This is a genomic window from uncultured Amnibacterium sp. (genome assembly GCF_964250715.1).
In the GTDB taxonomy this organism is placed as follows: domain Bacteria; phylum Actinomycetota; class Actinomycetes; order Actinomycetales; family Microbacteriaceae; genus Amnibacterium.
This window is the reverse complement of sequence record NZ_CAXUGX010000003.1, coordinates 49,307-75,947: the sequence shown is the minus strand read 5'-3', so window position 1 is coordinate 75,947 and position 26,641 is coordinate 49,307. Positions and strand designations below refer to the sequence as shown.

The following is a 26,641-nucleotide window of genomic DNA, read 5'->3' as shown; positions in this document are numbered from 1 at the left end:
ACCGAGCCCGGTGAAGAATCGGGTGCCGTGACCGACAACAGCACCCTGGTACGGATGGCCGCGTTCCCCGACGGCCGATGCGGCGGCAATCCTGCAGGCGTCGTGCTGGATGCGTCGCGTCTGACGGACGGCGACCTGCAGGCGATCGCGACGGACCTGGGATACGCCGAGACCGCATTCGTGGTCGGCCCCGTCGCCGGAGTCGCCGGCGCACTGCACGTGCGCTACTTCTCACCGGTCGCCGAAGTGCCGTTCTGCGGACACGCCACGATCGCGACCGCGGTCGTCCTCGCGGAACGGCAGGGCACGGGACACCTCGATTTCCACACACCCGCCGGCGTCGTCGCGACCACCACACGGTCGACCGCAGGCGGGATCGTGGCCGAGTTCACGAGTCCCGAGCCGCGCATCACGGCGATCGACCCCGACGTGCTGCGCCGACTCCTGCAGATCCTCGCGCTGCAGCTCGACGACCTGTCCGACTCCTTCCCACCTCGTCTCGCAGACGCCGGCAACGTGCATCCCGTGCTCGCCCTTCGGGAGCGAGACCGCTTCGACACGATCGGCTTCGACCCGACCGTCCTCCGGCGACTGATGGTCGAGCAGGGATGGGCGGCCACGGTCACGATCCTGTTCCCGCTCGACGCGCTCACGCTCGAAGCGCGCAACCTGTTCCCGGTGGGGACGATGAACGAAGACCCGGCCACCGGGTCGGCGGCGGCTGCAGTCGGCGGCTACCTGCGCGCGCTCGACCTGGTCGAGCCGCCCGCCCGCATCGTCATCCGTCAGGGACATCACGTCGGCATCCCGTGCCGACTCGAGGTGGCTGTTCCACCGCACGGCGGAATCACGGTGTCCGGCTCCGCCCGCCACCTCGCTGCCGGAGCGAGCTAGACGTCCAGGAAGCGCAGCACGGCCAGCACGCGACGGTGCGCGTCCGGAGACGCCTCCAGGTCCAGCTTGGTCAGGATGCTGGTGACGTGCTTCTCCACGGCGCCGGGCGTGACGACCAGTCGGGCGGCGATCGCGGTGTTGCTGCGGCCCTCGGCCATCAATTGCAGCACCTCGCGTTCCCGCGGCGTGAGCCGCGCGAGCGGAGCGGTCCTCGCACGAAGCAGGTGCTCGACCAGGAGCGGGTCGAGCACGGTGCCGCCGGCGGCGATCGTCTCGACCGCGTCGTGCAGTTGCGCCAGGTCGGTGACGCGGTCCTTCAGCAGGTAGCCGACCCCGCTCGTGCCGGTCGCGAGCAGCTCGGTCGCGTAGGTGGACTCGACGTACTGGCTGAGCAGCAGCACGCCGACCGACGGGTGGGAGCGGCGCAGCCCGATCGCCGCGCGCACCCCTTCGTCCCGATGCGTGGGCGGCAGCCGGATGTCGAGCAGGACCAGGTCGGGGCGGAGTCGCTCGACCTGCTCGTCCAGCGTCGTGGCGTCCGGCAGTGCGGCGAGCACACGGACGCCGTCCTCCGCAAGCAGCCGGACGAGGCCCTCGCGCAGCAGGGTCGAGTCCTCGACCAGGACCACGCTCGCCGAGCCGCTCACGGCAGCGGGACGATCGCCGTGATCCTGGTCGGCCCGCCCGTCGGGCTCACGACGGTAAGGGTGCCGCCCAGGCCGGCGAGCCGCTCGATCGCTCCGGCGAGCCCGTGACCGGTCGTCACCTGCGCTCCACCGCGGCCGTCGTCCGACACCTCCAGTCGCAGCCGCCGGCCCTCGGCGCTAGATCCGGACGATGGCTCGGCGCCGGACTCGATCACCGCTTCAAGCACGATCCGCCGGGCGTCGGCGTACTTGATCGCATTGCTGGTCAGCTCCGCGGCGACGAAGTACACGCTGCGCTGCACGGCGTCGGAGAGCACAGCGCCGGGGAACTGACCGTCGAATGCCACGCGGGTCTCGATCGGCAACGGCCCGCGCCGGCCGAGCGCCTCGAGCGCGGCCGCCAGTCCGCGGTCCTGCAGCAGCGGCGGGGCGAAGCCCTGGGCGAGGGCGCGCAGCTCGTCGAGCGTCTCGGCGGCCAGCCGCCTGCCGACCTCGATCGCCTCGCGTGCGACGACCGGGTCGTCGTCGAGGCGTCGTTCCGCTGCGGCGAGCTCCATCTGCAGCCGCAGCAGCCGCTGCTGCGCCCCGTCGTGGATGTCCCGCTCCAGGCGCCGCAGGGCGCGGTCCTCGGCGGCGACCGCCGCACGCTGCGCAGCACCCACCCGGGCGACGGTCTCGCGCAGGTCGTCGGACCGGAACCGCGCCAGCAGCAGGCGGGCCAGACCCCAGTGCGCCAGCACGGCACCCCGCGTCACGAACGGCAGCAGCGCGAGCAGCAGCAACCCGATCGCGGTGCAGCCGGCCACGAACCACACGACACCCGCGGTGTCCGCACGCCCGACGAACAGCCAGGAGACGATCTCCGTGAGCGGCCGGCCGTCCACCCGAAGCCGGTCGCCGGATAGGTTCGGCGCCAGCATGGGCCGGCCCGTCGTCGACACCGGCACGAACTGGCCCCATGCCGGCAGACCGACGAGCGCGACCGTGACGACCAGCCAACCGGCCCAGAGCGTCGAGGTGGCCGCCGCGAGCAGCGGGGCCAGCACGAGATACAGCGCGGCGAGCCAGTTGTGCGCATCTGCGACGCCGTCACCGAGCGCCGCCAGCAGGCCCCGACCTCGCTCGCGCCGACGACGAGTCGGAGCGGCGATCGGCGGGGTGCGGGCCCACCGCAGCCGGCGCAGCTCGAACGCTGCGACCGGGCGGGCGACCCAGGTCACGACCGCCACCAGTGCCGCGGCAGCGATGAGCGACCGGACCAAGCCGTTGAACCGCGCGGGTTCGACCACCGCGATGAGCAGCCAGCCCGCGACCGCCGTCAGGGCCAGGTACGCGAGACTCCGCGGCATCCGGGCCCACAGGTTGGCGTACCGCCGAGCGAGAAGCGAGCGGTCAGCGGCTCGGGCAGGGGACGGAGCGAGGAGGGGCGCGGACATGGTTCGAGCCTCCTCGGCAGGACGGACGATGCCCATCCTGCCCGCACCCGTCACCACTCGGGGGTCATCCCCCGCCCGCGAAGCGGGCACCCGACTGGCGTGCGTGACTCGGTGCGCTCGAATCAGCGCGAAGCAGCGATCAGCGGGTGGTGACCAGCCGCAACTGCATCAGGACCTGCTCACGCAACTGGTCCGGGGCCGTGTCACGGCACGCGCGTCGCACGGCGTCGGTCAGAACCAGGCCGACCTTCGCCTCCTCCGCGCAATCGACGCAACCGGCCATGTGCTCGGTGATGTCGCCGTACTCGTCCCGCGCCAACTCGTGGTGCAGGTACTCCTCAAGGTCGTGCTTCGCCTTGGCACAGCCGCAGTCAGTCATTCACTCGCTCCCTTGCGTGTGGTGGTCCTTGCGTATGGTCGTCGCCCGGCGGGACACGGATCCCATCGTGATCCCCCGCTCGGTCGCATAATCGGTCAGCCGCTCGCGCAGCAGTCGGCGCCCGCGGTGCAGACGGCTCATCACCGTCCCGACCGGGGTCTTCATGATGTCCGCGATCTCCTGATACGCGAACCCCTCCACGTCGGCCAGATAGACGGCCATGCGGAAGTCGTCGGGGATGGACTGCAGCGCATCCTTCACCGCCGAGTCGGGCAGGTGATCGATCGCCTCCGCCTCTGCAGACCGGGAGGTGCGCGATGCGGAGGTGGTCGAGGTCGCCTCGCCCAGCTGCCAGTCCTCGAGTTCATCGACCGAGTTCTGGTACGGGTCTCGCTGCTTCTTGCGGTAGTTGTTGATGAAGGTGTTCGTCAGGATGCGGTACATCCACGCCTTCAGGTTGGTGCCCTGCTGGTACTGGTGGAACGCGCTGAACGCCTTGACGAACGTCTCCTGCACCAGGTCCTGCGCGTCGGAGGGATTGCGCGTCATGCGCAGGCCGGCCGCGTACAGCTGGTCGATGAACGGGAGCGCCTGGGCCTCGAACAGATCGCGCAACTCGTCCGGGGACTCCGGCAGCGCGCGGACGGGCTCAGCCGTGACACCCGCCGCGTCTGTGGTGTTCGCGGCGTCTGGAGTGTTCGCGGCGCCGCCGGCCCGGTGCGACTCGGGCGGTTCGGCGCCGGCCGGGGCGGACTCGATCTGGGCTGCCATCACCGCCAAGTCTAGGTCGGCGGGATGCGCGCAACCCGGACGCTGGCGCTGGGCGGCGACGCTTCGCGGGCCACGGAGGTCGGGCAGACCGACGCGCGTCGGACGCTGCAGCAGCGCTGTGCGCATTCGGGCCTCCGATCCGTATCCATGGGTGCGGCTCGCGACCGCTCTAGGGTGAACTGGTGCGGGACGAGGCCTATTCCACGGCGTCTGTTCCGGCCGACGGCGGGCGGGCCGGGAGCGGGTGGGCGGCGCCGCGCGCGACGGGACGGCTGGCGGCCACGGTCGCGCTGCCGGGCTCGAAGAGCCTGACCAACCGCGAGCTGGTGCTGTCTGCGCTCGCGGACGACGTCAGTACCCTGCGCGCACCGCTGCGCTCGCGCGACACGGACCTGATGATCGCCGCACTGCAGTCGCTGGGCACGAGCATCGAGGCGGGTGGCGGGTCGAGTGAGGAGGCGGGCGACGACCTGATCGTCACCCCGGCTGCGCTCGCCGGCGGCGGAGAGGTCGACTGCGGTCTGGCCGGCACGGTGATGCGCTTCCTGCCGCCGATCGCCGCGCTCGCCGACGGTCCGGTGCGCTTCGACGGCGACGCCCGCGCCCGCGCCCGGCCGATGGCGACGACCATCACCTCACTGCGGGCGCTCGGCGCCCGAGTCGAGGACGACGGTGCCGGCACGCTCCCCTTCACCGTCGACGGCGGCGGGTCGGTCGCCGGCGGCCGGGTCGTGATCGACGCGTCCGAGTCCAGCCAGTTCGTTTCCGGCCTGCTCCTGGCGGCTGCGCGGTTCGAGCAGGGCCTTGATCTGGAGCACCGCGGGACGCGGCTGCCCTCGCTGCCGCACATCGCCATGACGCTCGCGTGCCTGGCCGCGCGCGGTGTGCGCGTGGACACCGACGATCTGACCGAGCCGGCGGCCCGCTGGACGGTTCGGCCCGGCCGAATCCGGGGACGGACCGTCGCGATCGAACCCGACCTCTCCAACGCCGCCCCGTTCCTGGCCGCGGCGCTGATCGCGGGCGGCGCCGTCACCGTGCCGGGCTGGCCGCGAGCGACGACGCAGGTGGGCGACCGCCTGCGGGAGTGGCTGCCGGCGTTCGGCGCGGCGGTGCACCTGCACCACGACGGCCTGACGGTCGACGGCGGCGATGGCGTGCTCGGCGGCGGCAGCCTGCAGGCGGTCGACCTGGACCTGTCGACCGGCGGTGAACTGGCGCCGACCCTGATCGGGCTGGCGGCCTTCGGCGACGGGGTCAGCCGGTTCACCGGGATCGGTCACCTGCGCGGGCATGAGACCGACCGGCTCGCCGCGCTCGCCGCCGAGCTGACCGCCGTCGGCTGCGAGGTGCAGGAGTTGGCGGACGGGCTGGTCGTGCATCCCGCTCTGCTGCACACCCCGGAGCGTCCGTGGCGGGCCTTCGGTGATCACCGGATGGCGACCACCGGAGCGCTGATCGGCCTGGCGGTGGACGGACTGGTCGTGGACGACATCAGCACGACCGCGAAGACCCTGCCGGCGTTCCCGGCGCTCTGGCGGGACCTGATCGCATGAGCTGGCTGGGCGAGGATGAGGACGAGCCGTACAGCGAGTACGACGAGGCGCAGATCCGCTCCCGCCCCAATCCGCGCGGCTCCCGGGCCCGCACCAAGCAGCGGCCCGCGTACGAGAGCGCCACTCAGGGTCGCGTGCTCACCGTGGACCGCGGGCGGATGCAGGTGCTGATCGACGAGGGCGGTCCGGCGGAGCGGGAGCTGCAGGCGACGCGGGCCCGCGAGCTCGGTCGCACCGGAGTCGTGACCGGCGACCGCGTGGACCTGGTCGGCGACCTGACCGGCGAGCCGGGGTCGCTTGCCCGCATCATCCGCATCGATCCCCGCACCACGGTGCTCAGGCGCAGCGCCGACGACACCGACGAGGTGGAGCGCGTCATCGTGGCGAACGCGGAGCAGCTGCTGATCGTCGTCGCCGCCGCCGACCCCGAGCCGCGCCCGGCGCTGATCGACCGCTACCTGGTGGCCGCGTTCGACGCGGGGCTCGCGCCCGTACTGCTCGTCACCAAGGTCGACCTGGCGGACCCGACGGAGCTGCTCGCCGAGTTCGCGCCCCTCGACCTGACCGTGCTGGTGACCGCTCGCGGCGCGGATCTGGCCCCGGTGCGCGCTCGACTGCTGGGCCGGACCACGGTCGCGGTCGGTCACTCCGGCGTGGGCAAGTCCACGCTGGTGAACGCGCTGGTCCCCTCCGCGCTGCGGGCGACCGGCGTGGTCAACGCGGTCACCGGACGCGGGCGGCACACCTCGTCGTCCAGCATCGCCCTGCGGATCATCGCGACCGCCGACGAGGTGGCGGTCGGGCTGCCGGCGGCGGGAATCGTGATCGACACCCCCGGCATCCGCTCCTTCGGCCTGGGTCACGTGGATCCGGCGAGCATCCTGCGCTCCTTCGCCGCGACCGCCAGGCCCGTGGCGGACCCACCCGACGGCATTCCGCTGGCGGAGGCGCACGACTGGGAGATCGTCGACCGCGTCGCCGGCGGTGAGTTGGGCGAGGCGGGCAAGCGGCGTCTGGAGTCCCTGCAGCGCCTGCTCGACGCGCAAGGCGGACGAGTGCTGGGCGCGGACGACCCGGCCTGAGCGCTGCCTCCCCACCCCGCTTCCCCTCCCCTCCGACCCCGTTCCCCGGTAGGGCGGCGAGCAGGCCGCGCTCCCTAGGCTTGCGGCGTGCCCGTGGACCTGGACGACGACCTGCATCTGGCCCTCGATCTGGCCGACATGGCGCACGTGCTGGCGCTGCAGCGGTTCCGCGCGACGGACCTGCAGATCGACACCAAACCCGACCGCACGCCGGTGACGGACGCCGACCGGGCGGTCGAGCAGGCGCTGCGGGCGGCGCTGCGAGACGCCCGGCCGAACGACTCCGTGCTCGGCGAGGAGTACGGCGGCGAGCCGACCGGCGGCCGGCAGTGGATCATCGACCCGATCGACGGCACCACCAACTTCCTGCGGGGACTGCCGATCTGGGCGACCCTCATCGCGCTGGTCGAGGACGGCGAACCCGTGGTCGGCGTCGCGGCGGCACCCGCGCTGCATCGGCGCTGGTGGGCGGCGACCGGCCGCGGGGCGTGGGCCGCGGAGGTCACGGCGCGCGGCACCGGCACCGCGCAGCGCCTGCGCGTCTCCGCCGTCCGCACGATCGAGGACGCGCTGCTCAGCTACAACTCCCTGCAGGGCTGGCTGGAGGCCGGCCAGCTGGACGAGCTGGTCGCCCTCGCCCGCCGCGCCTGGCGCACCCGGGCGCTCGGCGACTTCTGGTCCTACGTGCTCGTCGCCGAGGGCCAGATCGACATCGCCGGGGAGCACGACCTGAAGGTCTACGACCTGGCCGCACTCGTGCCCATCGTGACCGAGGCGGGCGGCCGCTTCACCGGGCTGGACGGGGTGCCCGGCCCGTGGCAGGGTACCGCGCTCGCCACCAACGGCCGCCTGCACGACACCGTGCTGGCGGCGATGCGCGGGGCGCGGGCCTGAACCCGACCATCCGGACCAGCCCCTCAGTTATTCAGCGCACCTCACATTCCGACGTCCCCGGCCGTTGACTTGATATGGAGCCGTCCGAACGCGTCGTCGCCGGGCACGGAAGTGCCGTCTGGCGCGTCTGCCGCGGACTGCTGAACGAGCACGACGCCGAGGACGCGTGGGCGGACACCTTCGCGGCCGCGCTCGCCGCCTGGGGACGGAGCGATCAGAACGCGAACGTGCGCGGCTGGCTCGTGACCATCGCGCACCGCAAGGCGATCGATGTGCTGCGGCATCGCGCTCGCGATCCGCTGCCCGTCGAGACGGTGCCGGAACGGCCGAGCCGCTACGGCGTCCCGGGGGCGCGCGACCTGGACCTCTGGGCCGCACTCGCGACCCTGCCGCCCAGGCAGCGCGCCGCGGTCGTGCACCACCACCTGGGCGGGCTGCCCTATGACGAGATCGCCCAGCTGACCGGGACGACCGCCGCCGCCGCCCGGCGCGCCGCCTCCGACGGCGTGGCCCGGCTGCGCGCGGTTCTGGATCCGCGTCCGAACCCGCCACAGCACCCATCACGAGAATCGACCTCACCTGAACCGACCGAGGAGGCACCATGACGATCGACGCATTCCCGGTCGAGCACGTCCCCGACGACAGCGCGCGACTGGAGCGCCTGCACGCGCGCCTGGAGGACGCGGCAGTCGGTGAGGCCGCCCCCGACGTGCACTTCCGCGTCGTGGACTCGCCGCTCGGCGCGCTGTTCGTCGCGGCCACGGAGCAGGGCGTCGTGCGACTGGCCTTCGAGCTGGAGGACGCTGAAGCTGTGCAGCAGCAGCTGGCCGACCGCATCGGCCCGCGCGTGCTGCGCGCCCCGCGGCGGCTGGATCCGGTGGCCCGCTGGCTCGACGCATACTTCGCCGGCGCCGCCGCACCGTTCGACGGCCCCATCGACCTGCGGCTGGCCCGGGGGTTCCGCCTGCAGGTGCTGCAGCACCTGCAGCAGGTGGCGTACGGGCGCCGGATCAGTTACGGCGCCCTCGCCGCCGCCGCCGGCAACCCGGGAGCGGTGCGAGCCACCGGCACGGCATGTGCGACGAATCCGCTGCCCCTGCTCATCCCCTGCCACAGGGTCGTGCGCTCCGACGGCACGATCGGCGCCTACCGCGGCGGTACCGAGGCGAAGGTGCGACTGCTCGCCCTGGAGGCGCCGCCCGCCTGACCGTCCGACCCGACCCACCCGACCCGACCCGACCGGACCCGGACGACGGTCAGGCGCCGCGCGGGTCGCGTCCAGGGCGGCAGAGTGGGATGCACCGCATGCGAGCACTGACATGGCAGCGAGCGGAGCACGTCTCGGTCGAGCAGGTCCCCGACCCGACGATCCTGCAACCGACCGATGTGATCATCCGGGTGACCTCGGCCGCGATCTGCGGCTCGGACATCCACCTCTTCGACCTGTTCGGCCCGTTCCTGTCCAAGGGTGACGTGCTCGGCCACGAGACGATGGGGATCGTGGAGGAGGTCGGCTCCGCGATCCAGACGCTGGCCGTCGGCGACCGGGTCGTGATCCCGTTCGTCATCGCATGCGGGCACTGCTTCTTCTGCTCCCGCGGGCTGCCGACCCAGTGCGAGACGACCCAGCAGACGGAGCACGGCACCGGCGCCGCGCTCTATGGCTACACGGAGCTGTACGGCTCCATCCCCGGCGGCCAGGCGGAGCGCCTGCGGGTGCCGCTCGCCGACTTCAACGCGACGAAGATCGCAACCGACCTGCCCGACCTGCGATACCTGTTCCTGAGCGACATCCTGCCGACGGCGTGGCAGGGCGTGCAGTACGCGAACGTGCCGCAGGGCGGCACGTTGGCGGTGCTGGGGCTCGGTCCGGTCGGGCAGTTCGCCGCCCGCATCGGCAAGTACCTCGGCCATCGGGTGATCGCGGTCGAGCCGGTGCCGGAGCGCCGCGCCCTGGCCGAACGGTGGGGTATCGAGACCCTCGACGCGACCGACGACGTGCTCGACCAGCTGTTGCAGCGGACGGCGGGCCGTGGCCCGGATTCGGTGGTCGAAGCGGTGGGCATGGAGGCGCACGGCCAGGCCGGCCTCGGTGTCGCGCAGAGGGCGGTCGGGCTGCTGCCGAAGCCGGTCGCGCAGAAGGTGATGACCACCGGCGGCGTCGACCGCCTGACCGCGCTCGATCTGGCGATCGACGCGGTACGCCGCGGCGGAACGATCTCGCTGTCCGGCGTCTACGTGGGCACGGCCGACCCGATGCCGCTGATGACCCTGTTCGACAAGCAGGTCGCGATCCGCATGGGGCAGTGCAATGTGCAGGCGTGGCGCGACGAGCTGCTGCCGCTCGTGGAGGACCCGGCCGATCCGCTCGGCACGATGGACCTCGTCACCCACGAGGTGGGATTGGACCAGGCGCCGGAGATGTACGAACTGTTCCGCGACAAGAAGGACGGCTGCATCAAGGTGGTGCTGCACCCCTAGCCGCGCAGCGACGAGGCGGGACCGCCGCAGGTCAGCGGGAGGAGGCGTCGCCACGGGCGATGAAGCCCGACTCGTAGGCGAAGATCACGGCCTGCACGCGATCACGCAGTTCGAGTTTCGATAGCAGATTCGCCACGTGCGTCTTGACCGTCGCCGGGGTGACGACCAGTTCGGCCGCGATCTCGGGGTTCGTCAGGCCGCGCGCCAGCAGGGTCAGCACGGTTCGTTCCCGTTCGGTCAGCTTCTCGACCACCGAGGCGCCGACCGGCGGTGTCGCGGTGCGGACGAACTCGGTGACGATGCGCTGCAGCACGGGTTGCGCGATCGGGGTCTCGCCGGCCGCGACGGCGCGGACGCTCTCGACGAGCACCTCCGGTCGCACGTCCTTCAGCAGGTACCCGCTCGCTCCCGCCCGCAGTGCGCCGACGACGTACTCGTCGAGGTCGTAGGTGGTCAGGACCAGGACGCGGCTTCGCGGCTGCGTCTGCACCAGCAGGCGCGTGGCGTCCAGACCGTTCAGCTCGGGCATGCGGATGTCCATCAGCACGACGTCGGGATCGAGTTCCCGGGCCAGGCGCACGGCATCGGCGCCGTTCGCCGCCTCCCCCACCACGTGCAGGTCGGCGTGCTGCTCGAGGATGATCCGGAATCCGCTGCGCACCAGCAACTGGTCGTCGGCGACGAGGACGGTCGTCACACCCGCTCGCTCTCGCTTGTGCTGTACGGCAGGGTCGCGCGCACGATCCATCCGCCGGCATGCCCACTCGGACCCGCCTGCAGCTCGCCCGCATAGGCGGCGACGCGCTCCGCCATACCGATCAGGCCGCGGCCCGCCCCGACGCTTCGGCCCGGCGCGACGCTGAGATCAGCCCCGCTGCGCAGACGGGGACCATCGGTCTCGACGGTGAGGCCGAGCACGTCGGCGCGCCAGTCGAGCGTCACGATCGCCTTCCGTCCGGGCGCGTGCTTGCGGGCGTTCGTGAGCGCCTCCTGCACCACTCGGAAGGCGGTCAACGAGACGCCGTCCTGCAGTGGCGCGGGCATGCCGTGTTCGACGAGGCTCGCGTCACCGACGGCCACGAGGTCGGCGACCTGGGCGACCAACGGTCCGGGTGCGGTCTGAGCGCTGCCGGCAAGGCCTCGCACGTCCAGCAGCGACCGCAACTCGGCGAGCGCGGTGCGGGCTTCGGCGACGATGTGGTCGACCGGCTGGCGCGCCGGATCGTCGACCGCCACCAACTGCTGCGCCGCCGCGGCCTGCACGGCGATCGTCGTCAGGGTGTGCGCCAGCACATCGTGCACGTCGCCCGCGATCCTCACCCGCTCGGCCTCGGCAGCGAGCGCAGTGTGCCGATCGCGTTCGAAGTCGAGGCGGGCGCGAAGCAGACGAAGCTCGGCCGCGCGCTCCCGGGATCGGCCGAGCAGCACGCCGGCGACGACGGGAGCACCCGCGATCAGGAGCGGCGCGACGATCTTGCCGAGGATCGACGATTGGTCGTCCGGGATGCAATAGGTGCCGGCGAGGACGAGCCCGATGCCGAGCACGGCTCGCCGGCCGCGCAGGCGCACCGCCAGCGAGAAGAAGACGACGAGCAGCGCGGCGAAACCCCAGAGCGGCAGGCTGGCTCGGCTCAGTGCCGACACCACGGGCGCACCGACCGCAACGACCCCCGCCATGAGCAGCGGCGCCGTGGTCCGCAGCACGATCGACCCGGCCACGACGATCGCGATCAGTGCGACCGGCGCCTCCCAACCGGGCCGGACTCCCGGACTCTCGATCCAGGCTGCAAGCACGAGCAGGCCGGCGATCACGATGTCCCACCACGGGGGCCGGAGCGATGCCACGGTGAAGGTCGGTCGCCGGGCCGCCAGGGGCTCGGAGCCCTGCGAGGGCGGCGCGATCGGCTGCGCGCGGCGAGCGAGCGCGAGCAATGACCGCACGTCGCTCATGCCGGCTCGGGCGCCTGAGGAGATCGCGTCGATCGGCGGCCGAGCAGCGGAGGCAGCGGGAACGAGTTGCTCCGCCGCTCCCGACTGCACCGCGATCGTCGTCAGCGTGTGGCCGAGGATGTCGTGCAGATCGCGGGAGATGCGCGCACGCTCCGCTTCGGCCGCCAGCTGCGCCTGATGCCCGCGCTCCTCGACGATCGCCTCGGTCACCTGGCGCAGGCGGACCGTCTGCTCGCGCGCTCGGCGCACCAGCAGCCCGATCGCCGCAGGTCCGCCGACGATCAACAGCGGAGTCACGATCGTCTCGACCAGGTCGGACGTACGGGCCTGCAGCACGATCGTCGCGGCCAGCAGCACGGCGACCGCACCCGCTGCGGCCCGAGGCCGTGCGTGCAGCGGAATGGAGAACGCGATGATCAGCACCGCGGCGAGCAACCACAGCACGCCGTCCACACTCGGCAGCAGCAGCGCCCCCGCCGACGCGATGCCCGCCATCAGGAGCGGAGCGCAGGTGCGCAGGGCGACCGACGCGCTGATCGCCACCCCGGCGGCGATCGCAATCGGATGCGGAGCGGCACGAGCGGCGACGGTCGTTGCGACGTCCGCCGCGGTGAGCGCCACCGCGAGCGCCACGTCGAGCCACGGCACCCGCCCTCGGTGGCGCAGGATCCCGTGGCCGAGCGCCGTCACGCGCCCACCATAGAAGCCACGGCGGATCGAGCGCATCGGCCGGTCGGGCGAAGTTCCCGCCGCCGATCGGGCGAAGTTCCCGCCGCCGATCGGGCGACGACGAGGTCCACGGAATCACGCCCCGGTGCGCCCCGGATCGGCCGGCCGCCCGATCCGGCGCGGGGCTGCTTCTTCCTACCGTCGAGGCATCGACAGCCCGAGAGGACGCTCACCATGCCCGACCTGCCCGTCACCACTCCGCCTCGAACGGCGCTCTTCTGCACCGTGCTCATCGCGGCTCCGCTCCTGGAGGTGGTCGAAGCCCTGATCTCGCCCCTCGCGAACGGCACCACCGAACAGGACATCGCCTCGATCGCCACGTCGCCGACGCGGTTCGTCGTGTCGGTGCTGATCGGCACCCTCGGCACGTTCCTGCTGCTGCCCGCCCTGCTCGGGCTGGCCCGGCGCGCCTCGACCCGCTCCCCGAAGCTCGCCTTCGCGGCCGCGATCGCCGGCGGCACGCTGGCCCTGACGTTCAGCGGTATCCGCCTGGGCCAGGCGGCGGAACTCGCCGCGGCGACCGGCGGGCTCTCGCCGTCGGCAGCGGCGCACCAGTTCGATCAACTGACCGGCAACGCCATCGGAGCGACGTTCCTCACGTTGTTCCTCGTGTCGAACATCGTCGGTGTCGTCCTGCTCGGCATCGCCCTGTGGCGCTCCCGACTGGTGCCGATCCCGGCCATTGTGCTGTTCCTGCTCTTCCCCGTGCTCGACTTCGCGCTGCCGACCCACTTCGGCGCGGCCGCCTCCCACCTGGTGCTGACGATCTCGTTCACGTGGATGGCGATCGCGCTGCTGCGCTCCACGCCGGCACGGCGACCGGCCAAGCGCGACGCGGCACGAGAGGCGAAGAAGAACGCCGAGGCTACAGAGCGCAGTACGGCTCAGCGCAGTACGACAGAGGGCAGTACGACAGAGCGCAGTACGACTCCATCCAGTGCGACAGGGACCCGCGCGTAGGAGTGGAGATGGGGGGAATCGAACCCCCGTCCACTGCTGGAGAACGACGTCTTCTCCGGGCGCAGCCTGTGTCTTTCGTTCTACTCGGCCCCGTCCCTTGCCACAGGCAGGTTACGGACGACAGGCCCAGCCCTGGTTGAAGTCCCGCGGCGACCCAAGGCAGGACGTCCGCAGCGAGCCCCCTAGCTGACGCCGGATACCGGGGCGGAGGCCCACCCGGTCCGACGGCGTCACTCCGGCTGCTTACGCAGCGAGAGCGAACGCGGTGCGAGTCTTACTGGCACCTGTTGTTTGCAGGGAGCATTAACGAGTTGACCCTGCATCCTCGGCCCGCTTTCCGCCGTTGAACAGGCAATGTCGAAACCGATCATCCCCATGGCCGGCGGGCCACTGTCGCACTGTGGAGTTGTGTGCCCGTCGATCACAGAGCGTGTCCGAGGGGCACGTCAGTGTAGAGCAGCCCGATAAGTACTGCCACCCCCAGATGACGGCCCCGCGCCACATGGGACAGATCGCCGGACTGTGCAGTATGTTCGGCCGACGCCGCCCGACTGGACGGGCTGCACTAGAACGAAGGAAACATCATGAGCCTCGGTGCCGGCATCGTCCTGCTCGCGATCGGCGCGATCCTCGCGTACGCCGTGAACGTACAGGTCAGCTTCGTCGATCTGCATACCGTCGGATACATCCTGATGGCCGCCGGCGCGATCGGCATCATCCTCGGGATCGTGCTTATCAGCCGCCGTCGCAGCTCCGTCTCCACCAGCCGCAGCAGCATCGACCCGGCCACCGGCGACCGCGTGCGCCGGGACGTGCGCTCCGACGATCTCTGATCCGAGCCGGCTCCGCGGAGCCGATTTCTCCGGCAGATCCGTCCGACCGGATCGGCAGTCCGGGAAGAGGAGCGTCGCCCGCGCGTTGCAGCACGGGTGAACACATTGATGATCGTCGTCGGCAGCGTCCGCCCCGGCCGAGCGGGACTGCCGATCGCGGAATGGGTGCGGACCGTCGCTACGCAGAAGGGCGACTGGCAGATCGACTTCGTGGACCTGGCCGAACTCGCGCTGCCGTTCATGGACGAGCCGCAGCACCCCCGGCTGCACCGCTACACGAAGCCGCACACGATCGCCTGGAGCGAGCGGGTCGAGCGCGCTGACGCCTTCGTCTTCGTGACGCCCGAGTACAACTACAGCTACTCCCCCGTGCTGAAAAACGCGATCGACTTCCTGAACTCGGAATGGTGGATGAAGCCGCTCGGCTTCGTGAGCTACGGCGGCATCTCCTCCGGCACCCGCGGCGTGGTCGCGCTGCTGCCCAGCATCGTGGGCCTCGGAATGGTGCGGGTCGGCGCGAACGTCGAGCTGTCCTTCGGCATGCGGCGGATCCAGGACGGCGTCTTCCAGCCCGAGGAGCGTGAGTCGACCCTGCTCGACAAGGAGTTGACCGAACTGGCGTCGCTCGCCGACGGCCTGAAGGACGTCCGCGCCCGCGGCTGAAGCGCGGCCGGTCAGTCGCCGAGGTTGCGGCGGCTGGACATCGCTCGGTCGGCTTCGCGGCGGTCCTGCCGCTCCCGCAGGGCCTGGCGCTTGTCGTACTCGCGCTTGCCCTTCGCCACCGCCAACTCCACCTTCGCCTTCCCGTCGCTGAAGTAGAGCGACAGCGGCACCAGGGTGTACCCGCCCTCCCTGACCCGGGAGGCCAGTTTCAGGATCTGCGCCTTGTGCAGCAGCAGCTTGCGGGTACGCCGGGGTGGGTGGTTGGTCCAGGTGCCCTGGTTGTATTCGGGGATGTGCACCGCGTCCAGGTACGCCTCGTTGCCGTCGATGTAGGCGTAGCCGTCGACCAGGGAGGCGCGGCCCTGCCGCAGCGACTTCACCTCGGTGCCGGTGAGCACGATGCCGGCCTCGATGGTGTCCTCGACCGTGTAGTCGTGTCGCGCCTTGCGGTTGCTGGCCACCACACGGCGGCCCTGCTCCCTTGGCACGATGCGCTCCTTCTCTTTCTCTGCTGCGTCCCGTGAAGATCGCCTCATGAGCGAGTCAGGAGCAGGTCGGACAGCCCTCCATCGTACCGGCGGCCCCCGTCTCAGGACGATCGGGATCGACTGAGCGATGATCGCGTCATCGGTATCCACACCCGCTCGCCCCGAAAGGCACTCGTGCAGCCCACCTCGGTCCCCTATCCGCTCGGCGTCTCGATCGTGGGCGGCGGTGACGAGAACAGCGGCGTGAACGTCGCCGTCTACTCCGAGACCGCGGACGCGGTGTACTTCTGCGTCTTCGACGACCACGACCGGGAGACGCGGATCCGGCTCGAGAACCGCTCCGGCCACGTCTTCCACGACCTGGTGCCGGGCATCGGGCCGGGCACCCGGTACGGACTGCGGGTGGACGGCGAGTGGAACCCCGCCGCGGGCCTGCGCCACAACGTGCACAAGCTGCTGCTGGAGCCGCACGCCCGCGCGATCTCGGGCGACTACCGGTGGGATCAGACCCTGTTCGGGCACGACATGAACGAGCCCACGCGCATGGACCGCACCGACTCCGCCGCGTCGATGCCCCGCTGCATCGTCACCGGGTCCACCTTCGACTGGGACGACGGCGGCGCCGACCGGCCGCCCCGGGTCCCCCTGGCCGAGACGATCGTCTACGAGACGCACGTGAAGGGGTTCACGAAGCGGCTGGACGCGGTGCCGCCGGACATCCGCGGAACCTATGCGGGCCTGGCGCACCCCGAGGCGATCCGTCACCTCACCGAGCTGGGAGTCACCTCGATCGAGCTGATGCCGGTGCACCAGTTCGTACAGGACAGCCACCTGCTGGAGGCGGGGCTGCGCAACTACTGGGGCTACAACAGCATCGGCTTCTTCGCGCCGCACGGCGAGTACAGCGCGGCCGGCGACGGCGGCGGGCAGGTCGACGAGTTCAAGGCGATGGTGAAGGCGCTGCACGCCGCCGGCCTGGAGGTGATCCTGGACGTGGTCTACAACCACACCGCCGAGGGCAACCACCTGGGTCCGACACTGAGCTTCAAAGGCATCGACAACGCCTCCTATTACCGGCTGGTGGAGGGCGAGGAGGACGCCTACTTCGACACCACCGGCACCGGCAACAGCCTGAACGTCTCGCATCCGCTGGCGCTCGGCCTGATCATGGATTCGCTGCGCTACTGGGTGACCGAGATGCACGTGGACGGGTTCCGGTTCGACCTGGCGACGACGCTGACCCGGCAGGGCGGCGACGCGGCCCTGCACAGCGCGTTCCTGGACCTGATCGCGCAGGACCCGGTGCTGGCGCCGATCAAGATGATCGCGGAGCCGTGGGACACCGCCGGCTACCAGGTGGGCGGCTTCCCAGCGGACTGGTCGGAGTGGAACGGCAAGTTCCGCGACGACGTGCGGGACTTCTGGCGCGGCGGCGACAGCCTGCTCAGCACCACGTCGCAGCGCATCCTGGGCAGCCCCGACGTGTACGAGGCGGGCCGGCGGGCGCCGCTGTCCAGCGTGAACTTCATCACCGCGCACGACGGCTTCACCCTGGCCGACCTGACCGCCTACGCGGAGAAGCACAACGCCGCGAACGGCGAGGACAACGCCGACGGCGAGAGCGACAACCGATCGGCCAACTCCGGTGCCGAGGGCCCGACCGAGGACGCGGCGGTGAACGAGCGTCGCGGCCGGCAACGCCGCAACCTGCTGGCCACGCTGCTGCTGTCGGCGGGTGTGCCGATGCTGCTGGGCGGCGACGAGATCGCGCGCACCCAGGGCGGCAACAACAACGCCTACGCCCAGGACAACGAGATCTCCTGGTACGACTGGGCCGCCGCCGACCACGACCTGCTCGCGTTCACGAAGCAGTTGATCGCGCTGCGGCGGGCGTATCCCGCACTGCGGCCGCCATGGTTCCGTCAGGCGCCGAACGGCCACTCGGTGAACACGGTGCAGATCCTGCGCTCCGACGCCGCGGAGTTCAGCGACGACGAATGGAACGATCCGAGCGCTCGCACGATCACCTTCGTGTTCGGCTTCGAAGGCGGCGACGCGTTCGCGCTGCTGCTGAACTCGGCGTCGAACGGCGTGGAGTTCACGGTGCCGCCCGCCCCGCACGCGGAGTGGCAGCTGGCCCTCTCAAGCGACGACGAGCAGGTCGTCGCGGGTGCGGTCTCGACGCTGATCGTGCAGAACACGTCGTTCACGCTGCTGCAGTCCCGCGCCGGCTGACCGCCGGGTGGTCTCGCAGGCTCAGACCCGCAGGTACCGGCTGATCGCGATGTTCGCCGACACCGCAGCCAGCACGATGCCGAGCACGATCAGGATCGGGACGACGACGAGCGCATCGGGCACGGTCACGAACGCGATCGACGCCGACTCCGACTTCGCCAGGTAGCCCTGCACGAAGAACTGCACGATCCCGATGGTCGCAAGGCCAGCCAGCACCGATCCGATCAGCGAGGCGAGCACCCCCTCCAGCACGAACGGGGTCTGGATGAACCGGTTCGACGCCCCGACCAGGCGCATGATCCCCAGCTCCTTGCGCCGAGAGAACGCGGACAGCCGGATCGTCGTCGAGATCAGCAGCGCCGCCGCGACGAGCATCAGCGTCGCGATCACCGCCGCGGTCAGACTGGCGGTGTTCAGCACACCGAAGATCTGGTCGAGCAGGCGCCGCTGGTCGGTGACCGCGTCGACGCCGGGCAGGTCGCCGACGGTCTCGCTGATCAGCAGCGACTGCGACGGGTCCTTCAGGTTGATCCAGTACGCCTGGTTCAGCAGGTCGGGGGTGACGATGTCGGCGACCGGGTTGCCCTTGAACTGCGTCTGGAAGTTCTTGTACGCCTGCTGCTGCGTCTCGAAGTACGACCGTTTGATGAACGGCGCCAGAGTCGGCGACTTCAGGGCGGCGCCCACGGCGGCGATCTGCGACTTCGTGGCGCTGGTCTTGCCGCAGTGGGTGCTCGGCACCTCGCCGTTGCAGAGGTAGACCGCGACCTGCGCCTTGTCGTACCAGTAGCTCTTCATCTGGCCGATCTGCATCTGCAGCAGCACGGCCGTGCCGACGAAGGTCAGGGAGACGAACGTGACCAGCACGATCGAGACGACCATGGAGAAATTGCGCCGCAGCCCCTGACCCGCCTCGGCGAGCACCAGTCCCAGCCTCACGAGGACGGCCCCACGGTGCCGGTACCGGTGCTGCTGCCGGTACCGGTGCTGCCCGTTTTTTCGGCGCCGGTCTCCGTGGGCTCCGCGTCTCCGCGCAGGCCCAACCCGGCCAGAAAGTCCAGGTGCTGCGGCAGCGGCTCCCGGTGCTTGGCGGTCGAGCGCAGGCGCGCGTCGACGTCCAGGTCGAGTTCGAGGTCATGGTCGAGGAGCGAGTCGTCATGGGGCGTCGGCGGCTCGGCGGATGCGGGAGGAGCGGGTGCGATTCGGACGGGTGCCGTGGGTGTGCGAGCCGTCGCCCATCGGCGCACCGGCGCCGGGTTCGGCGCGGTCTCGGTCTGGACGGCTGCAGACGGCACTGGCGCGGACTGCACTGCTCCTGACGGCACGGACGCGGACTGCGGCGTGCGCGCAGGAGCGGCGGACCCCGTCGAGGCAGGCGCGGCGGTCGGCTCCATCGGGTCGGGCTCGTCGTCGGTGAGCAGCCAGCGGCTGAGCCACGGCTGCGGGCCCGCATCGGCCATCGCCTCGGTCGGTGACGGCTCGGTCCGGGATGGCTCAGCGTGGGCCAGCCTGGCAGTGGCGGACGAACCCGTCGGGGCGGCCGCCGGCTGCGAGCGGGCAGGCTTCTGGGTGCGCGCCGCCTGCACGGGCACGGCGCTCGTGACGTAGGTGGCCTCCAGCTCGTCGCGCACGATCCGGCCGTCGATCAGCTCGACGACGCGGCGCTGCATGCGGTCCACGATGGTCACGTCGTGCGTCGCCATCACGACCGTGGTTCCGCTCGCGTTGATCGTGGCGAGCACCTGCATGATCTCGTCGCTCGTGGTCGGGTCCAGGTTGCCGGTCGGCTCGTCCGCCAGCAGCACCGCGGGCTTGTTCACCACCGCACGGGCGATCGCGACGCGCTGCTGCTCGCCGCCGGAGAGCTCGTTGGGCAGCGACCGTGCCTTGTCCTGAAGGCCGACCATCCGCAGCACGTCCGGGACCGCCTCCTGGATGAAGCCGCGCGACTTGCCGATCACCTGCAGGGTGAAGGCGACATTGGCGTACACGGTCTTGTTCGGCAGCAGGCGGAAGTCCTGGAACACCACGCCCAGCGTGCGGCGGAAGTACGGCACCTTGCGGGCAGAGATGGTCGTCAGCCGCTGGCCGAGCACGTGGATCTCGCCGGTGGTGGGCCGGTCCTCGCGCAGGATCAGCCGCAGCAGGCTGGACTTGCCGCTGCCCGAGGCGCCGACCAGGAACACGAACTCGCCGCTGCCGATCTCCAGCGAGATCCCGTCCAGGGCGGGACGGGAACCGCCGCGGTACGTCTTGGTGACGGAGTCGAAGCGGATCATGACGCGAGGCAGCCTAGGCAGCGCCGTCGCCGTTTCTGCGCCCGACAGGCCGGGCGGCTGCTCACGGCCGAGGGCGAGTCAGCAGGTAGAGGTGGGCCTGGCCGATCTGCCAGGCGTCCTGCTCGGTGAAGCCCGTGGCGGTGAGCGACCGCCAGTCGGCGGTGGTGGGCACGGGAACGGCGGCGCCGCGCCTGCGGCCTGTCGTACCGCCCACATCCGCCAGGTACCAGACCCGCGAGGTGTCCGCCAGCAGGTCCAGCCGGTCGCTGAGCGGCACGCTGGACTCCCACAGGCTGTCCCGCGCGACCGCAGATCGCTGCAGGGTCAGGTCCGTCATGCCGCGCACCGCGTCGGGGTACGCGACGGTCATGGTGCGGCTGCTCCAGATGCCTCCGGGGTCGCGCACGTAGTCGATCGCGTCGCCCCGATGGCCGGAGGCGCGCAGCACCGCGGCGACCTGGCTGTACGGGGAGCTCTCCTTGACCGTGGTGCCTCGCTCCTGCCACCAGTCCAGGCCGCCGAGCGCCAGCAGTGCGACGAGTCCGGCGGCCGCGAGAGCGCGGGGCCGGACCGTCGTCAGGCCGAGCGCGATCAGCAGGGCCACCGCCGGAGCCGAGGTCGCGACATAGCGCGGCAGGTAGGTGGGCGATTCGACGGCAGAGAGCAGCAGCAGGCCTGTGGTCGGCAGCGCGAGCCAGCAGAGCCCGAGCGCCAGGGGCGGAAAGGGCCGCTCCCAGGTACCGATCGCCGCCGCAGCCCAACCCACGCGGCGGATCGCGAGGGCACGCCGGGCACTGGCGACGACGACCAGGATCACGATGACCCAGGCGAGCAGGGCGTACCCCCACGAGAAGCGGAACCACTGCTGCACGACGACCGACTGCACGGTCGCCCCCGACAGATGCGGGATCCACGAGACCTGGCCCTGCTGACCGCTCGCGAGCAGCGCCAGCGGCGCGACCGCCAGCCCGCCGATCACGGTCGCGGCCAGCCAGCTCTCGCAGACCGCCCGGCCGCGGCCGCCGAGCAGCAGGGTCAGGCCGTGCGCCAGCACGACCAGCACCGCGTAGACGAACACCGCGGTGGTCACGCAGACGAGCACCGCGTAGAGCGCCCACCACGCCACGGCCGGTCTGCCGACACTCCGCTGCGCGCGCAGCAGCACGACCGTCAGCCAGACCGTCAGGGCGACGGCGAGCGCCGTCGAGCGAGCCTCCGTTCCCGCCCAGCTGGTGACCGGCAGGCTCAGGAAGACGATGCCGCTGATCAGGCCGAACCGGCGCGCCGAGCTCAGCGCCGCCTGGGTGGCGAGCGCACGGCCGAGCACCACCATGCCAGCCGTGGCCAGAGCGATGAACAGTGCGCTCGGCGCCCGCAGGGTCCAGGCCGACACGCCCGTCAGGGCGATCCACGGGTGCACCACCGCGTAGTAGGTGGCGTGCACCGCGTCGACGGTCTGCGCCATCGCGACCAGCTCCGGCAGCGACCGGGCGGCCGCCGATGCGGTCGCCCCTTCGTCGAACCAGATGGAGGCGCGCGTGTTCAGCACCAGCGAGGCGATCAGCGCCAGGAACCCCAGCACGGCGGCATCCAGCACGACGGAGGCGCCTCCGACGGCCGAACTCGCGGGCCGCACCGGGCTCGGCGGCTCCGGCAGCACCTCGTCGATCAGACCGTCGTCCTCGATCACGCGGTAGCGAACGACCACGACCCCTCCAACGCCCGGGGCAGCGTCCATCCCCGGTGGCACAGGCTAGGCAGTGGGGCGGCGCGCGGGGTGTCGACGTGCCGCGCGGTGCGCTACCCATGTTCCGACGACCGACGGCCGGGACGGCCGTCGGCGCTGGGGTCGCGGCGGAGCCCAGAAATGGGCTCCGCTCCTAGCTCCACCGCGCTGGGGTCGCGCGGAGCCAAGAAATTGGCTCCGCCTACAGCTCCACCGCGCCCTTGCGCCACCGGATGCCCGCGGCGATGAAGCCGTCCAGATCGCCGTCGAAGACGCTGGAAGGGTTGTTCACCTCGTACTCGCTGCGCAGGTCCTTGACCATCTGGTATGGCGCCAGCACGTAGGAGCGGATCTGGTCGCCCCAACTGGCGGTGATCACGCCGGCCAGTTCCTTCTTCTTGGCCGCCTCCTCCTCCCGCCGCTGGATCAGCAGCCGGGATGCGAGCACGCGCAGCGCTGCGGCGCGATTCTGGATCTGGCTCTTCTCGTTCTGCATCGACACGACGATCCCGGTCGGCAGGTGCGTGATGCGCACCGCGGAGTCGGTGGTGTTGACGCTCTGCCCGCCGGGGCCGGAGGAGCGGAAGACGTCCACGCGGATGTCGCCCTCCGGGATCTCGATGGCGCCGGACTCCTCCAGCAGCGGGATCACCTCGACCGCCGCGAAGCTCGTCTGCCGCTTGCCCGCGGAGTTGAACGGGCTCATCCGCACCAGCCGGTGCGTTCCCGCCTCGATCGAGAGGGTGCCGAAGGCGTAGGGCGCGTCGATCTCGAAAGTCGCGGACTTGATGCCCGCCTCCTCCGCGTACGAGGTGTCCATGACGGTGGCCTTGAATTTGTGCTGCTCGGCCCACCGCAGGTACATGCGCATCAGCATCTCGGCGAAGTCGGCGGCGTCGACCCCGCCCGCGCCGGCGCGGATCGTGACGACCGCGGGCCGCGGGTCGTACTCGCCGTTCAGCAAGGTCTGGACCTCCAGGTCGCCGAGCGTGGCCTGCACGCCGGCGAGCTCGGCCTCAGCCTCCTTGGCGGTGTCGGCGGCCTGCGCCTCATCCGTCTCGGCGTTCACCAGCTCGACCAGCACCTCCAGGTCGTCCAGCCGTTGCTCCAGGCCGGTCACCCGCGCCAAGTCGCTCTGCGCGTGGCTGAGTGCGTGGGTCACCTGCTGCGCCGCATCCGGGTCGTCCCACAGATCGGGCGCCTCCGCTTGGCGCTGCAGCTCGTCGATGCGCGTGCGCAGCCCGGGCACGTCGATCACGGCCACGACGTCGCGCAACGTGGAGCGGAGGGACGCGAGCCGCGCGGCGAAATCGAGCTGAACCATGGCCCGAGCATCGTACCGGCGCCACTTCGGCCGCCCGCCGCCCGGGCTGCCGCCTCGCCCCTCCTCCGCCCAGCTCCGCTCCTCCCACCCGGCGCCGAGGAATTCAGGAGAAATCGAGGTCGCGACGCCGAATCCGGCCCAGCTCGCCTTCATTCCCCGAGATCGCCTGAATTCTTCGGCAGGCGGAGCGGGGCGAGGGCGCGGAGCACGCCCGGTACCGTTGCCGCGGTGACCGTCTCGACGCCGCCGTTCCGGCTGGGCTCGGTCGCACTGCCGGTCTACCTGCCGTCGCTGCTGTTCGCGACGGGCGAGGGAGCGATCATCCCGATCATCCCGATCGACGCCACCCGTCTCGGCGCGTCCCTGGGACTCGCCGGGTTCATCGCCGCCCTGCTGACGGTCGGCCAGCTGCTGGGCGATGTGCCGAGCGGCTGGATCGTGGCCCGCATCGGCGAGCGACCGGCGATGATCGCGTCGGCGACGGCGGCGCTGATCGGGCTCGCCACCTGCCTGCTGGCGCCGGTGCCCGGCGTGCTGGCCGCCGGCGTGCTCGTGATCGGCCTGGCCACCTCGTCGTTCGCCCTGGCCCGGCAGGCGTTCATGACCAGCTTCGTCCCGCTCAGCCATCGCGCTCGTGCGCTGTCCCTGCTCGGCGGGATGTTCCGCGGCGGCTACTTCGTCGGCCCGTTCATCGCCGCCGGAGTGATCGGCCTGACCGGCAGCACCAGGGCGGTGTTCTGGGTGCAGGTCGTCGCCTCGCTCATCGCGATCGCGGTGCTGCTGGCCCTGCCCGATCCCGGTCCGGCGCTCGCGGCCCGGCGGGCGACCGCAGCACCGGCAGCGGCTGCCGATCCGGTGGCGGACGAGGTGTCGAGCGCCGTCGCCGAGCCCACGCGGGTCGGGCTCGCGGCGGCCATCTGGCAGTTCCGTGGCGTGCTGGCACGCATGGGACTGGGCGCGGCGCTGATCGGCGGCCTGCGATCGAGCCGCCAGATCATCCTGCCGCTCGTCGCGGTCAGCCTGCACGTGCCGGAGGGGCAGACCGCTCTGATCATCGGCGTCGCCGGCGCGGTGGACTTCGCCCTGTTCTTCTCCAGCGGCCAGATCATGGACCGCTTCGGGCGCCTGTGGAGCGCCCTGCCGTCGATGCTCGGGCTGGGCGTCGGCCACCTCGCGCTGGCGATGACCAACTCGCTGCCCTCGGCGGTCGGCTGGTTCATCGGCATCGCCATGTTCCTGTCGGTGGCGAACGGCCTGGGCAGCGGCATCCTGATGACGTTCGGCGCCGACCTCGCGCCCCGCCATGACCCCGCCCCGTTCCTCGGCGCGTACCGGTTCACCGGCGACGCGGGCAATGCGGCCGCGCCGCTGGCCGTCGCCGGCCTGACGGCCGTGTTCTCCCTGCCGGTCGCCGCCGCCGCGATGGGCGTCGTGGGCCTGGGCGGCGCGGTCCTGCTCGCCCGCTGGGTGCCGCGCTACATCCCCACCGCGACCAGGCCGGCAACGACCTGACTCAGCCGAGCCGACCCCGGCCCCACCCCTCCATCACCTCGGACCCCACCCCGGCCGTCACCCCGGCCGTCACCCCAGCCCTCACTCCGCCCGCCACCCCTCCGAACCCGAAGCACAACAGCAGGACCACGTCCCGACGGCAGGTTCGTGGTCGACCAGCAGCCTGCTGTCGGGACCTGGTCCTGCTGTCGAGACGGAGTCGTGGGGAGGGGCGCGCGGAGGAGGGGGCGGCGGTCAGAAGGTCAGCGGGCCTCGGTCAGCCGGCGCCGGTCAGCGGAATTCGGCTCGGGCGTCGGAGCGGACCGTGATCGGCAGCGAGAGCGGGACCAGGTCGCCGGCGATCGGCGGGCGCCACGTCGCCGACAGCTGCACGGTCGCCGAGTGGCCGTCCGTGGTGGTCGCCGCGTCGACCCGGAACCCGGCGAACTGCGCTGTCGGCGCGTCGGCGAGGTAGGCATCGACGGCCCGCTGCACGGCATCGGCCCGCAGCGCGGGCGTCACTCGGGCGTCGTCGACCTGCACGTCGTCGAGGCCGAACGACTCCGCTCCGGCGAGGGCGGCACCGTCGGCGACGGTCAGCAGCCGCAGCCGCTCCAGGTGCAGCGCCGTCGCTGCGCCGACGACCACGATCAGCCCGGCGGCGACGAGGAAGAAGACCAGGATCAGCGGCAGCGTCGAGCCCTGCTCGGAGTCGACCCGCAGCGATCTCCAGCCGAATGCCGGCACCGCCTCGCGCCGCCTGCCGACCGTCATCGCGTCGACACCGCGAACGTGGAGACGCGCTGCACCGCTGACGCCTGCACGGCGACCGACCCGGGCGTCGAGCGGCGGACCGCGGGCGGCAGGAAGGGCAGGGCGACCGCGATGCGGACCGTCACGGCGACCGTGCCGCGGGGCGTGCCGCAGTCGTCCGGACGCGGGGTGCACCGGATGTCGGTGCGGGCCGCGCCGGGTTGGACTCTCCAGTCGGCGAGCGCGGTGGCGACCGCCGCCTCGGCCTGCTGCCGACCGAGAGAGGGAGTGGGCGCGAGCGCGGTCACGCGGGCGGCCTGTCGTGCCGCCCCTTCGGCGGCGAACGCGGCGCCCTGCAGCGCTGCCAGCGTCAGCACCAGGTAGACCAGCGGCACGAGCAGCAGCACACCGGCCGTCAGGAACTCCAGCGACGCCGACCCGCGTTCGCCGCCCACGGTCACGGAGCCGGCTCCACGGCGGCATGGCCGGTGAGCTGCAGCGCTCCGGGCAGCCCGATGGGGCCGAGGATCGGCAGCGGCGCGGTGACCGTCACCGCCACCACGGGCCGTCCCTGCCACGTCGTCGTCGCCGCTTGCACGTGCTGGGCGTAGTCGGCGCCGAGCGCGACGGACAGCTCGGATCGCGCTCGCTGCACGCCGTCGTCGGGCGAGTTGCCGGCCAGCGCCGCCCAGCGCGCCCCTTCCGCCGCGGCATCGAGCGCGGTGTTGCGGACCAGCAGGACCGCGCCGAGCTGCAGCACCCCGAGCACCAGGGTGACGAGCAGCACGGCGACCATCACGAACTCGGCGGGCGCCGAGCCCGCCTCGCCGGGCCGGATCGACGGGCGCAGGGATATCACACGCCGGAGACGCTCTGGATCGCCCGGTTGAAGACGCCTTGCAGCGCGGGCGAGGCGATGCCGTAAATGGCGAGCACCAGGCCGGCCGTCATCAGGGTGACCAGCACCCAGCCGGGCACGTCGCCGCGTTCGGGGTCGTCCAGCCGGCTGCGCAGCCGGACGACGGCGGTGGTCGTGAGTATGGAAACGGTCTTCATCGTCGAGCCCTTCG

General features: G+C 71.7%; 27 protein-coding genes and 1 other RNA gene. 12 read left to right on the top strand and 16 right to left on the bottom strand.

Translation table 11 applies throughout. The features are described 5' to 3' along the window. Positions 1–27 precede the first annotated feature (27 nt). The gene (locus ACFE7H_RS04480) at positions 28–894 is read left to right on the top strand and encodes a PhzF family phenazine biosynthesis protein (RefSeq protein ID WP_375400019.1); all 867 of its coding nucleotides are present in this window, start codon (positions 28–30) and stop codon (positions 892–894) included. Here the strand turns inward: ACFE7H_RS04480 and ACFE7H_RS04475 are convergent. From ACFE7H_RS04475 to ACFE7H_RS04460, 4 genes are all read right to left on the bottom strand, one after another. Next, positions 891–1,541, bottom strand: a complete 651-nt coding sequence (locus ACFE7H_RS04475) for a response regulator (RefSeq protein ID WP_375400018.1) — start codon at positions 1,539–1,541, stop codon at positions 891–893. The genes ACFE7H_RS04480 and ACFE7H_RS04475 overlap by 4 nt on opposite strands. Further along, positions 1,538–2,890 carry a sensor histidine kinase gene (locus ACFE7H_RS04470; protein ID WP_375400017.1) on the bottom strand — a complete coding sequence of 451 codons (1,353 nt, stop codon included), beginning with the start codon at positions 2,888–2,890 and terminating at the stop codon, positions 1,538–1,540. The genes ACFE7H_RS04475 and ACFE7H_RS04470 overlap by 4 nt, the downstream gene beginning before the upstream one ends. Positions 2,891–3,116: 226 nt before the next feature. Then, positions 3,117–3,356: an alpha-ketoglutarate decarboxylase gene (locus ACFE7H_RS04465; protein WP_375400016.1), complete on the bottom strand. Its 240-nt coding sequence runs from the start codon at positions 3,354–3,356 to the stop codon at positions 3,117–3,119. After that, positions 3,357–4,127, bottom strand: coding sequence for a sigma-70 family RNA polymerase sigma factor (locus ACFE7H_RS04460; protein WP_375400015.1), 771 nt, complete (start codon positions 4,125–4,127; stop codon positions 3,357–3,359). A gap of 182 nt (positions 4,128–4,309) precedes the next feature. Here ACFE7H_RS04460 and aroA point away from each other — a divergent pair, with 182 nt between their 5' ends. The 6 genes from aroA to ACFE7H_RS04430 all read left to right on the top strand — a co-directional run bounded on the left by aroA (position 4,310) and on the right by ACFE7H_RS04430 (position 10,140). Next, positions 4,310–5,683 carry a 3-phosphoshikimate 1-carboxyvinyltransferase gene (gene aroA / locus ACFE7H_RS04455; protein WP_375400014.1) on the top strand — a complete coding sequence of 458 codons (1,374 nt, stop codon included), beginning with the start codon at positions 4,310–4,312 and terminating at the stop codon, positions 5,681–5,683. Further along, entirely contained in the window at positions 5,680–6,765 is a 1,086-nt protein-coding gene (rsgA, locus tag ACFE7H_RS04450) for a ribosome small subunit-dependent GTPase A (protein WP_375400013.1), read from the top strand. Before aroA ends, rsgA begins: the two co-directional genes overlap by 4 nt. Positions 6,766–6,852: 87 nt before the next feature. Beyond that, positions 6,853–7,659, top strand: coding sequence for a histidinol-phosphatase (hisN, locus tag ACFE7H_RS04445; protein ID WP_375400012.1), 807 nt, complete (start codon positions 6,853–6,855; stop codon positions 7,657–7,659). A gap of 74 nt (positions 7,660–7,733) precedes the next feature. Continuing rightward, entirely contained in the window at positions 7,734–8,264 is a 531-nt protein-coding gene (locus ACFE7H_RS04440; RefSeq protein WP_375400011.1) for an RNA polymerase sigma factor, read from the top strand. After that, positions 8,261–8,866 (top strand): methylated-DNA--[protein]-cysteine S-methyltransferase, encoded by a 606-nt coding sequence (locus ACFE7H_RS04435; RefSeq protein ID WP_375400010.1) that lies wholly within the window; start codon positions 8,261–8,263, stop codon positions 8,864–8,866. Before ACFE7H_RS04440 ends, ACFE7H_RS04435 begins: the two co-directional genes overlap by 4 nt. 98 nt (positions 8,867–8,964) lie before the next feature. Next, complete coding sequence (locus ACFE7H_RS04430; protein ID WP_375400009.1) at positions 8,965–10,140, top strand: alcohol dehydrogenase catalytic domain-containing protein; 1,176 nt, start codon at positions 8,965–8,967, stop codon at positions 10,138–10,140. 31 nt (positions 10,141–10,171) lie between these two features. Here the strand turns inward: ACFE7H_RS04430 and ACFE7H_RS04425 are convergent, their stop codons facing one another. After that, positions 10,172–10,837 (bottom strand): response regulator, encoded by a 666-nt coding sequence (locus ACFE7H_RS04425; RefSeq protein WP_375400008.1) that lies wholly within the window; start codon positions 10,835–10,837, stop codon positions 10,172–10,174. Continuing rightward, positions 10,834–12,780, bottom strand: a complete 1,947-nt coding sequence (locus ACFE7H_RS04420) for a sensor histidine kinase (protein WP_375400007.1) — start codon at positions 12,778–12,780, stop codon at positions 10,834–10,836. The genes ACFE7H_RS04425 and ACFE7H_RS04420 overlap by 4 nt, the downstream gene beginning before the upstream one ends. 213 nt (positions 12,781–12,993) lie before the next feature. On the opposite strand from ACFE7H_RS04420, the gene ACFE7H_RS04415 reads away from it, so the two are divergent. Next, positions 12,994–13,779: a hypothetical protein gene (locus ACFE7H_RS04415; RefSeq protein WP_375400006.1), complete on the top strand. Its 786-nt coding sequence runs from the start codon at positions 12,994–12,996 to the stop codon at positions 13,777–13,779. On the opposite strand, the gene ssrA is transcribed toward ACFE7H_RS04415, so the two are convergent. Beyond that, positions 13,780–14,154: a transfer-messenger RNA gene (ssrA, locus tag ACFE7H_RS04410) on the bottom strand. It lies immediately after the preceding gene. A 209-nt stretch (positions 14,155–14,363) separates the two neighbouring features. Here ssrA and ACFE7H_RS04405 point away from each other — a divergent pair. After that, positions 14,364–14,612 carry a DUF6458 family protein gene (locus tag ACFE7H_RS04405; protein WP_375400005.1) on the top strand — a complete coding sequence of 83 codons (249 nt, stop codon included), beginning with the start codon at positions 14,364–14,366 and terminating at the stop codon, positions 14,610–14,612. 96 nt (positions 14,613–14,708) lie between these two features. Next, positions 14,709–15,275 (top strand): NADPH-dependent FMN reductase, encoded by a 567-nt coding sequence (locus ACFE7H_RS04400; RefSeq protein WP_375400004.1) that lies wholly within the window; start codon positions 14,709–14,711, stop codon positions 15,273–15,275. An 11-nt stretch (positions 15,276–15,286) separates the two neighbouring features. Here the strand turns inward: ACFE7H_RS04400 and smpB are convergent, their stop codons facing one another. Beyond that, entirely contained in the window at positions 15,287–15,763 is a 477-nt protein-coding gene (gene smpB / locus ACFE7H_RS04395; protein ID WP_375400003.1) for an SsrA-binding protein SmpB, read from the bottom strand. A 174-nt stretch (positions 15,764–15,937) separates the two neighbouring features. Between smpB and glgX the strand changes: the two genes are divergently transcribed. Then, complete coding sequence (gene glgX / locus ACFE7H_RS04390) at positions 15,938–17,998, top strand: glycogen debranching protein GlgX (protein ID WP_375400002.1); 2,061 nt, start codon at positions 15,938–15,940, stop codon at positions 17,996–17,998. A gap of 21 nt (positions 17,999–18,019) precedes the next feature. Here glgX and ftsX read toward each other — a convergent pair whose 3' ends face one another. The 4 genes from ftsX to prfB all read right to left on the bottom strand — a co-directional run bounded on the left by ftsX (position 18,020) and on the right by prfB (position 23,327). Then, positions 18,020–18,937 carry a permease-like cell division protein FtsX gene (gene ftsX, locus ACFE7H_RS04385; RefSeq protein WP_375400001.1) on the bottom strand — a complete coding sequence of 306 codons (918 nt, stop codon included), beginning with the start codon at positions 18,935–18,937 and terminating at the stop codon, positions 18,020–18,022. Continuing rightward, a complete protein-coding gene (gene ftsE / locus ACFE7H_RS04380) occupies positions 18,934–20,277 on the bottom strand; it encodes a cell division ATP-binding protein FtsE (protein ID WP_375400000.1) in 1,344 nt (447 codons plus the stop codon). Before ftsE ends, ftsX begins: the two co-directional genes overlap by 4 nt. 61 nt (positions 20,278–20,338) lie before the next feature. Continuing rightward, on the bottom strand, positions 20,339–22,015 hold the full coding sequence (locus tag ACFE7H_RS04375) for a hypothetical protein (RefSeq protein ID WP_375399999.1): 1,677 nt from the start codon (positions 22,013–22,015) through the stop codon (positions 20,339–20,341). A gap of 190 nt (positions 22,016–22,205) precedes the next feature. Next, a complete protein-coding gene (gene prfB / locus ACFE7H_RS04370; protein ID WP_375399998.1) occupies positions 22,206–23,327 on the bottom strand; it encodes a peptide chain release factor 2 in 1,122 nt (373 codons plus the stop codon). A gap of 228 nt (positions 23,328–23,555) precedes the next feature. On the opposite strand from prfB, the gene ACFE7H_RS04365 reads away from it, so the two are divergent. Beyond that, the gene (locus tag ACFE7H_RS04365) at positions 23,556–24,839 is read left to right on the top strand and encodes an MFS transporter (protein ID WP_375399997.1); all 1,284 of its coding nucleotides are present in this window, start codon (positions 23,556–23,558) and stop codon (positions 24,837–24,839) included. Positions 24,840–25,109: 270 nt separating this feature from the next. Here the strand turns inward: ACFE7H_RS04365 and ACFE7H_RS04360 are convergent, their stop codons facing one another. Genes ACFE7H_RS04360 through ACFE7H_RS04345 form a run of 4 tightly spaced genes read right to left on the bottom strand, consistent with a single transcriptional unit; the run spans position 25,110 to position 26,627 of the window. Then, positions 25,110–25,592, bottom strand: coding sequence for a pilus assembly protein TadG-related protein (locus tag ACFE7H_RS04360; RefSeq protein ID WP_375399996.1), 483 nt, complete (start codon positions 25,590–25,592; stop codon positions 25,110–25,112). Beyond that, complete coding sequence (locus ACFE7H_RS04355; protein ID WP_375399995.1) at positions 25,589–26,032, bottom strand: hypothetical protein; 444 nt, start codon at positions 26,030–26,032, stop codon at positions 25,589–25,591. The genes ACFE7H_RS04360 and ACFE7H_RS04355 overlap by 4 nt, the downstream gene beginning before the upstream one ends. Beyond that, entirely contained in the window at positions 26,029–26,430 is a 402-nt protein-coding gene (locus tag ACFE7H_RS04350; RefSeq protein ID WP_375399994.1) for a TadE/TadG family type IV pilus assembly protein, read from the bottom strand. The genes ACFE7H_RS04355 and ACFE7H_RS04350 overlap by 4 nt, the downstream gene beginning before the upstream one ends. After that, on the bottom strand, positions 26,427–26,627 hold the full coding sequence (locus ACFE7H_RS04345) for a hypothetical protein (RefSeq protein ID WP_375399993.1): 201 nt from the start codon (positions 26,625–26,627) through the stop codon (positions 26,427–26,429). The genes ACFE7H_RS04350 and ACFE7H_RS04345 overlap by 4 nt, the downstream gene beginning before the upstream one ends. Between the last annotated feature and the right edge of the window lie 14 nt (positions 26,628–26,641).

Bases quoted from the DNA above. Each gene is read 5' to 3' on its own strand.
- ftsE (WP_375400000.1), bottom strand. From the start codon at position 20,277: ATGATCCGCTTCGACTCCGTCACCAAGACGTACCGCGGCGGTTCCCGT.
- rsgA (WP_375400013.1), top strand. From the start codon at position 5,680: ATGAGCTGGCTGGGCGAGGATGAGGACGAGCCGTACAGCGAGTACGAC.
- ACFE7H_RS04405 (WP_375400005.1), top strand. From the start codon at position 14,364: ATGAGCCTCGGTGCCGGCATCGTCCTGCTCGCGATCGGCGCGATCCTC.
- ACFE7H_RS04360 (WP_375399996.1), bottom strand. From the start codon at position 25,592: ATGACGGTCGGCAGGCGGCGCGAGGCGGTGCCGGCATTCGGCTGGAGA.
- ACFE7H_RS04435 (WP_375400010.1), top strand. From the start codon at position 8,261: ATGACGATCGACGCATTCCCGGTCGAGCACGTCCCCGACGACAGCGCG.
- ACFE7H_RS04470 (WP_375400017.1), bottom strand. From the start codon at position 2,890: ATGCCGCGGAGTCTCGCGTACCTGGCCCTGACGGCGGTCGCGGGCTGG.
- ACFE7H_RS04430 (WP_375400009.1), top strand. From the start codon at position 8,965: ATGCGAGCACTGACATGGCAGCGAGCGGAGCACGTCTCGGTCGAGCAG.
- ACFE7H_RS04440 (WP_375400011.1), top strand. From the start codon at position 7,734: ATGGAGCCGTCCGAACGCGTCGTCGCCGGGCACGGAAGTGCCGTCTGG.
- prfB (WP_375399998.1), bottom strand. From the start codon at position 23,327: ATGGTTCAGCTCGATTTCGCCGCGCGGCTCGCGTCCCTCCGCTCCACG.
- ACFE7H_RS04460 (WP_375400015.1), bottom strand. From the start codon at position 4,127: ATGGCAGCCCAGATCGAGTCCGCCCCGGCCGGCGCCGAACCGCCCGAG.
- ACFE7H_RS04375 (WP_375399999.1), bottom strand. From the start codon at position 22,015: ATGGACGCTGCCCCGGGCGTTGGAGGGGTCGTGGTCGTTCGCTACCGC.
- ACFE7H_RS04345 (WP_375399993.1), bottom strand. From the start codon at position 26,627: ATGAAGACCGTTTCCATACTCACGACCACCGCCGTCGTCCGGCTGCGC.
- ACFE7H_RS04465 (WP_375400016.1), bottom strand. From the start codon at position 3,356: ATGACTGACTGCGGCTGTGCCAAGGCGAAGCACGACCTTGAGGAGTAC.
- ACFE7H_RS04415 (WP_375400006.1), top strand. From the start codon at position 12,994: ATGCCCGACCTGCCCGTCACCACTCCGCCTCGAACGGCGCTCTTCTGC.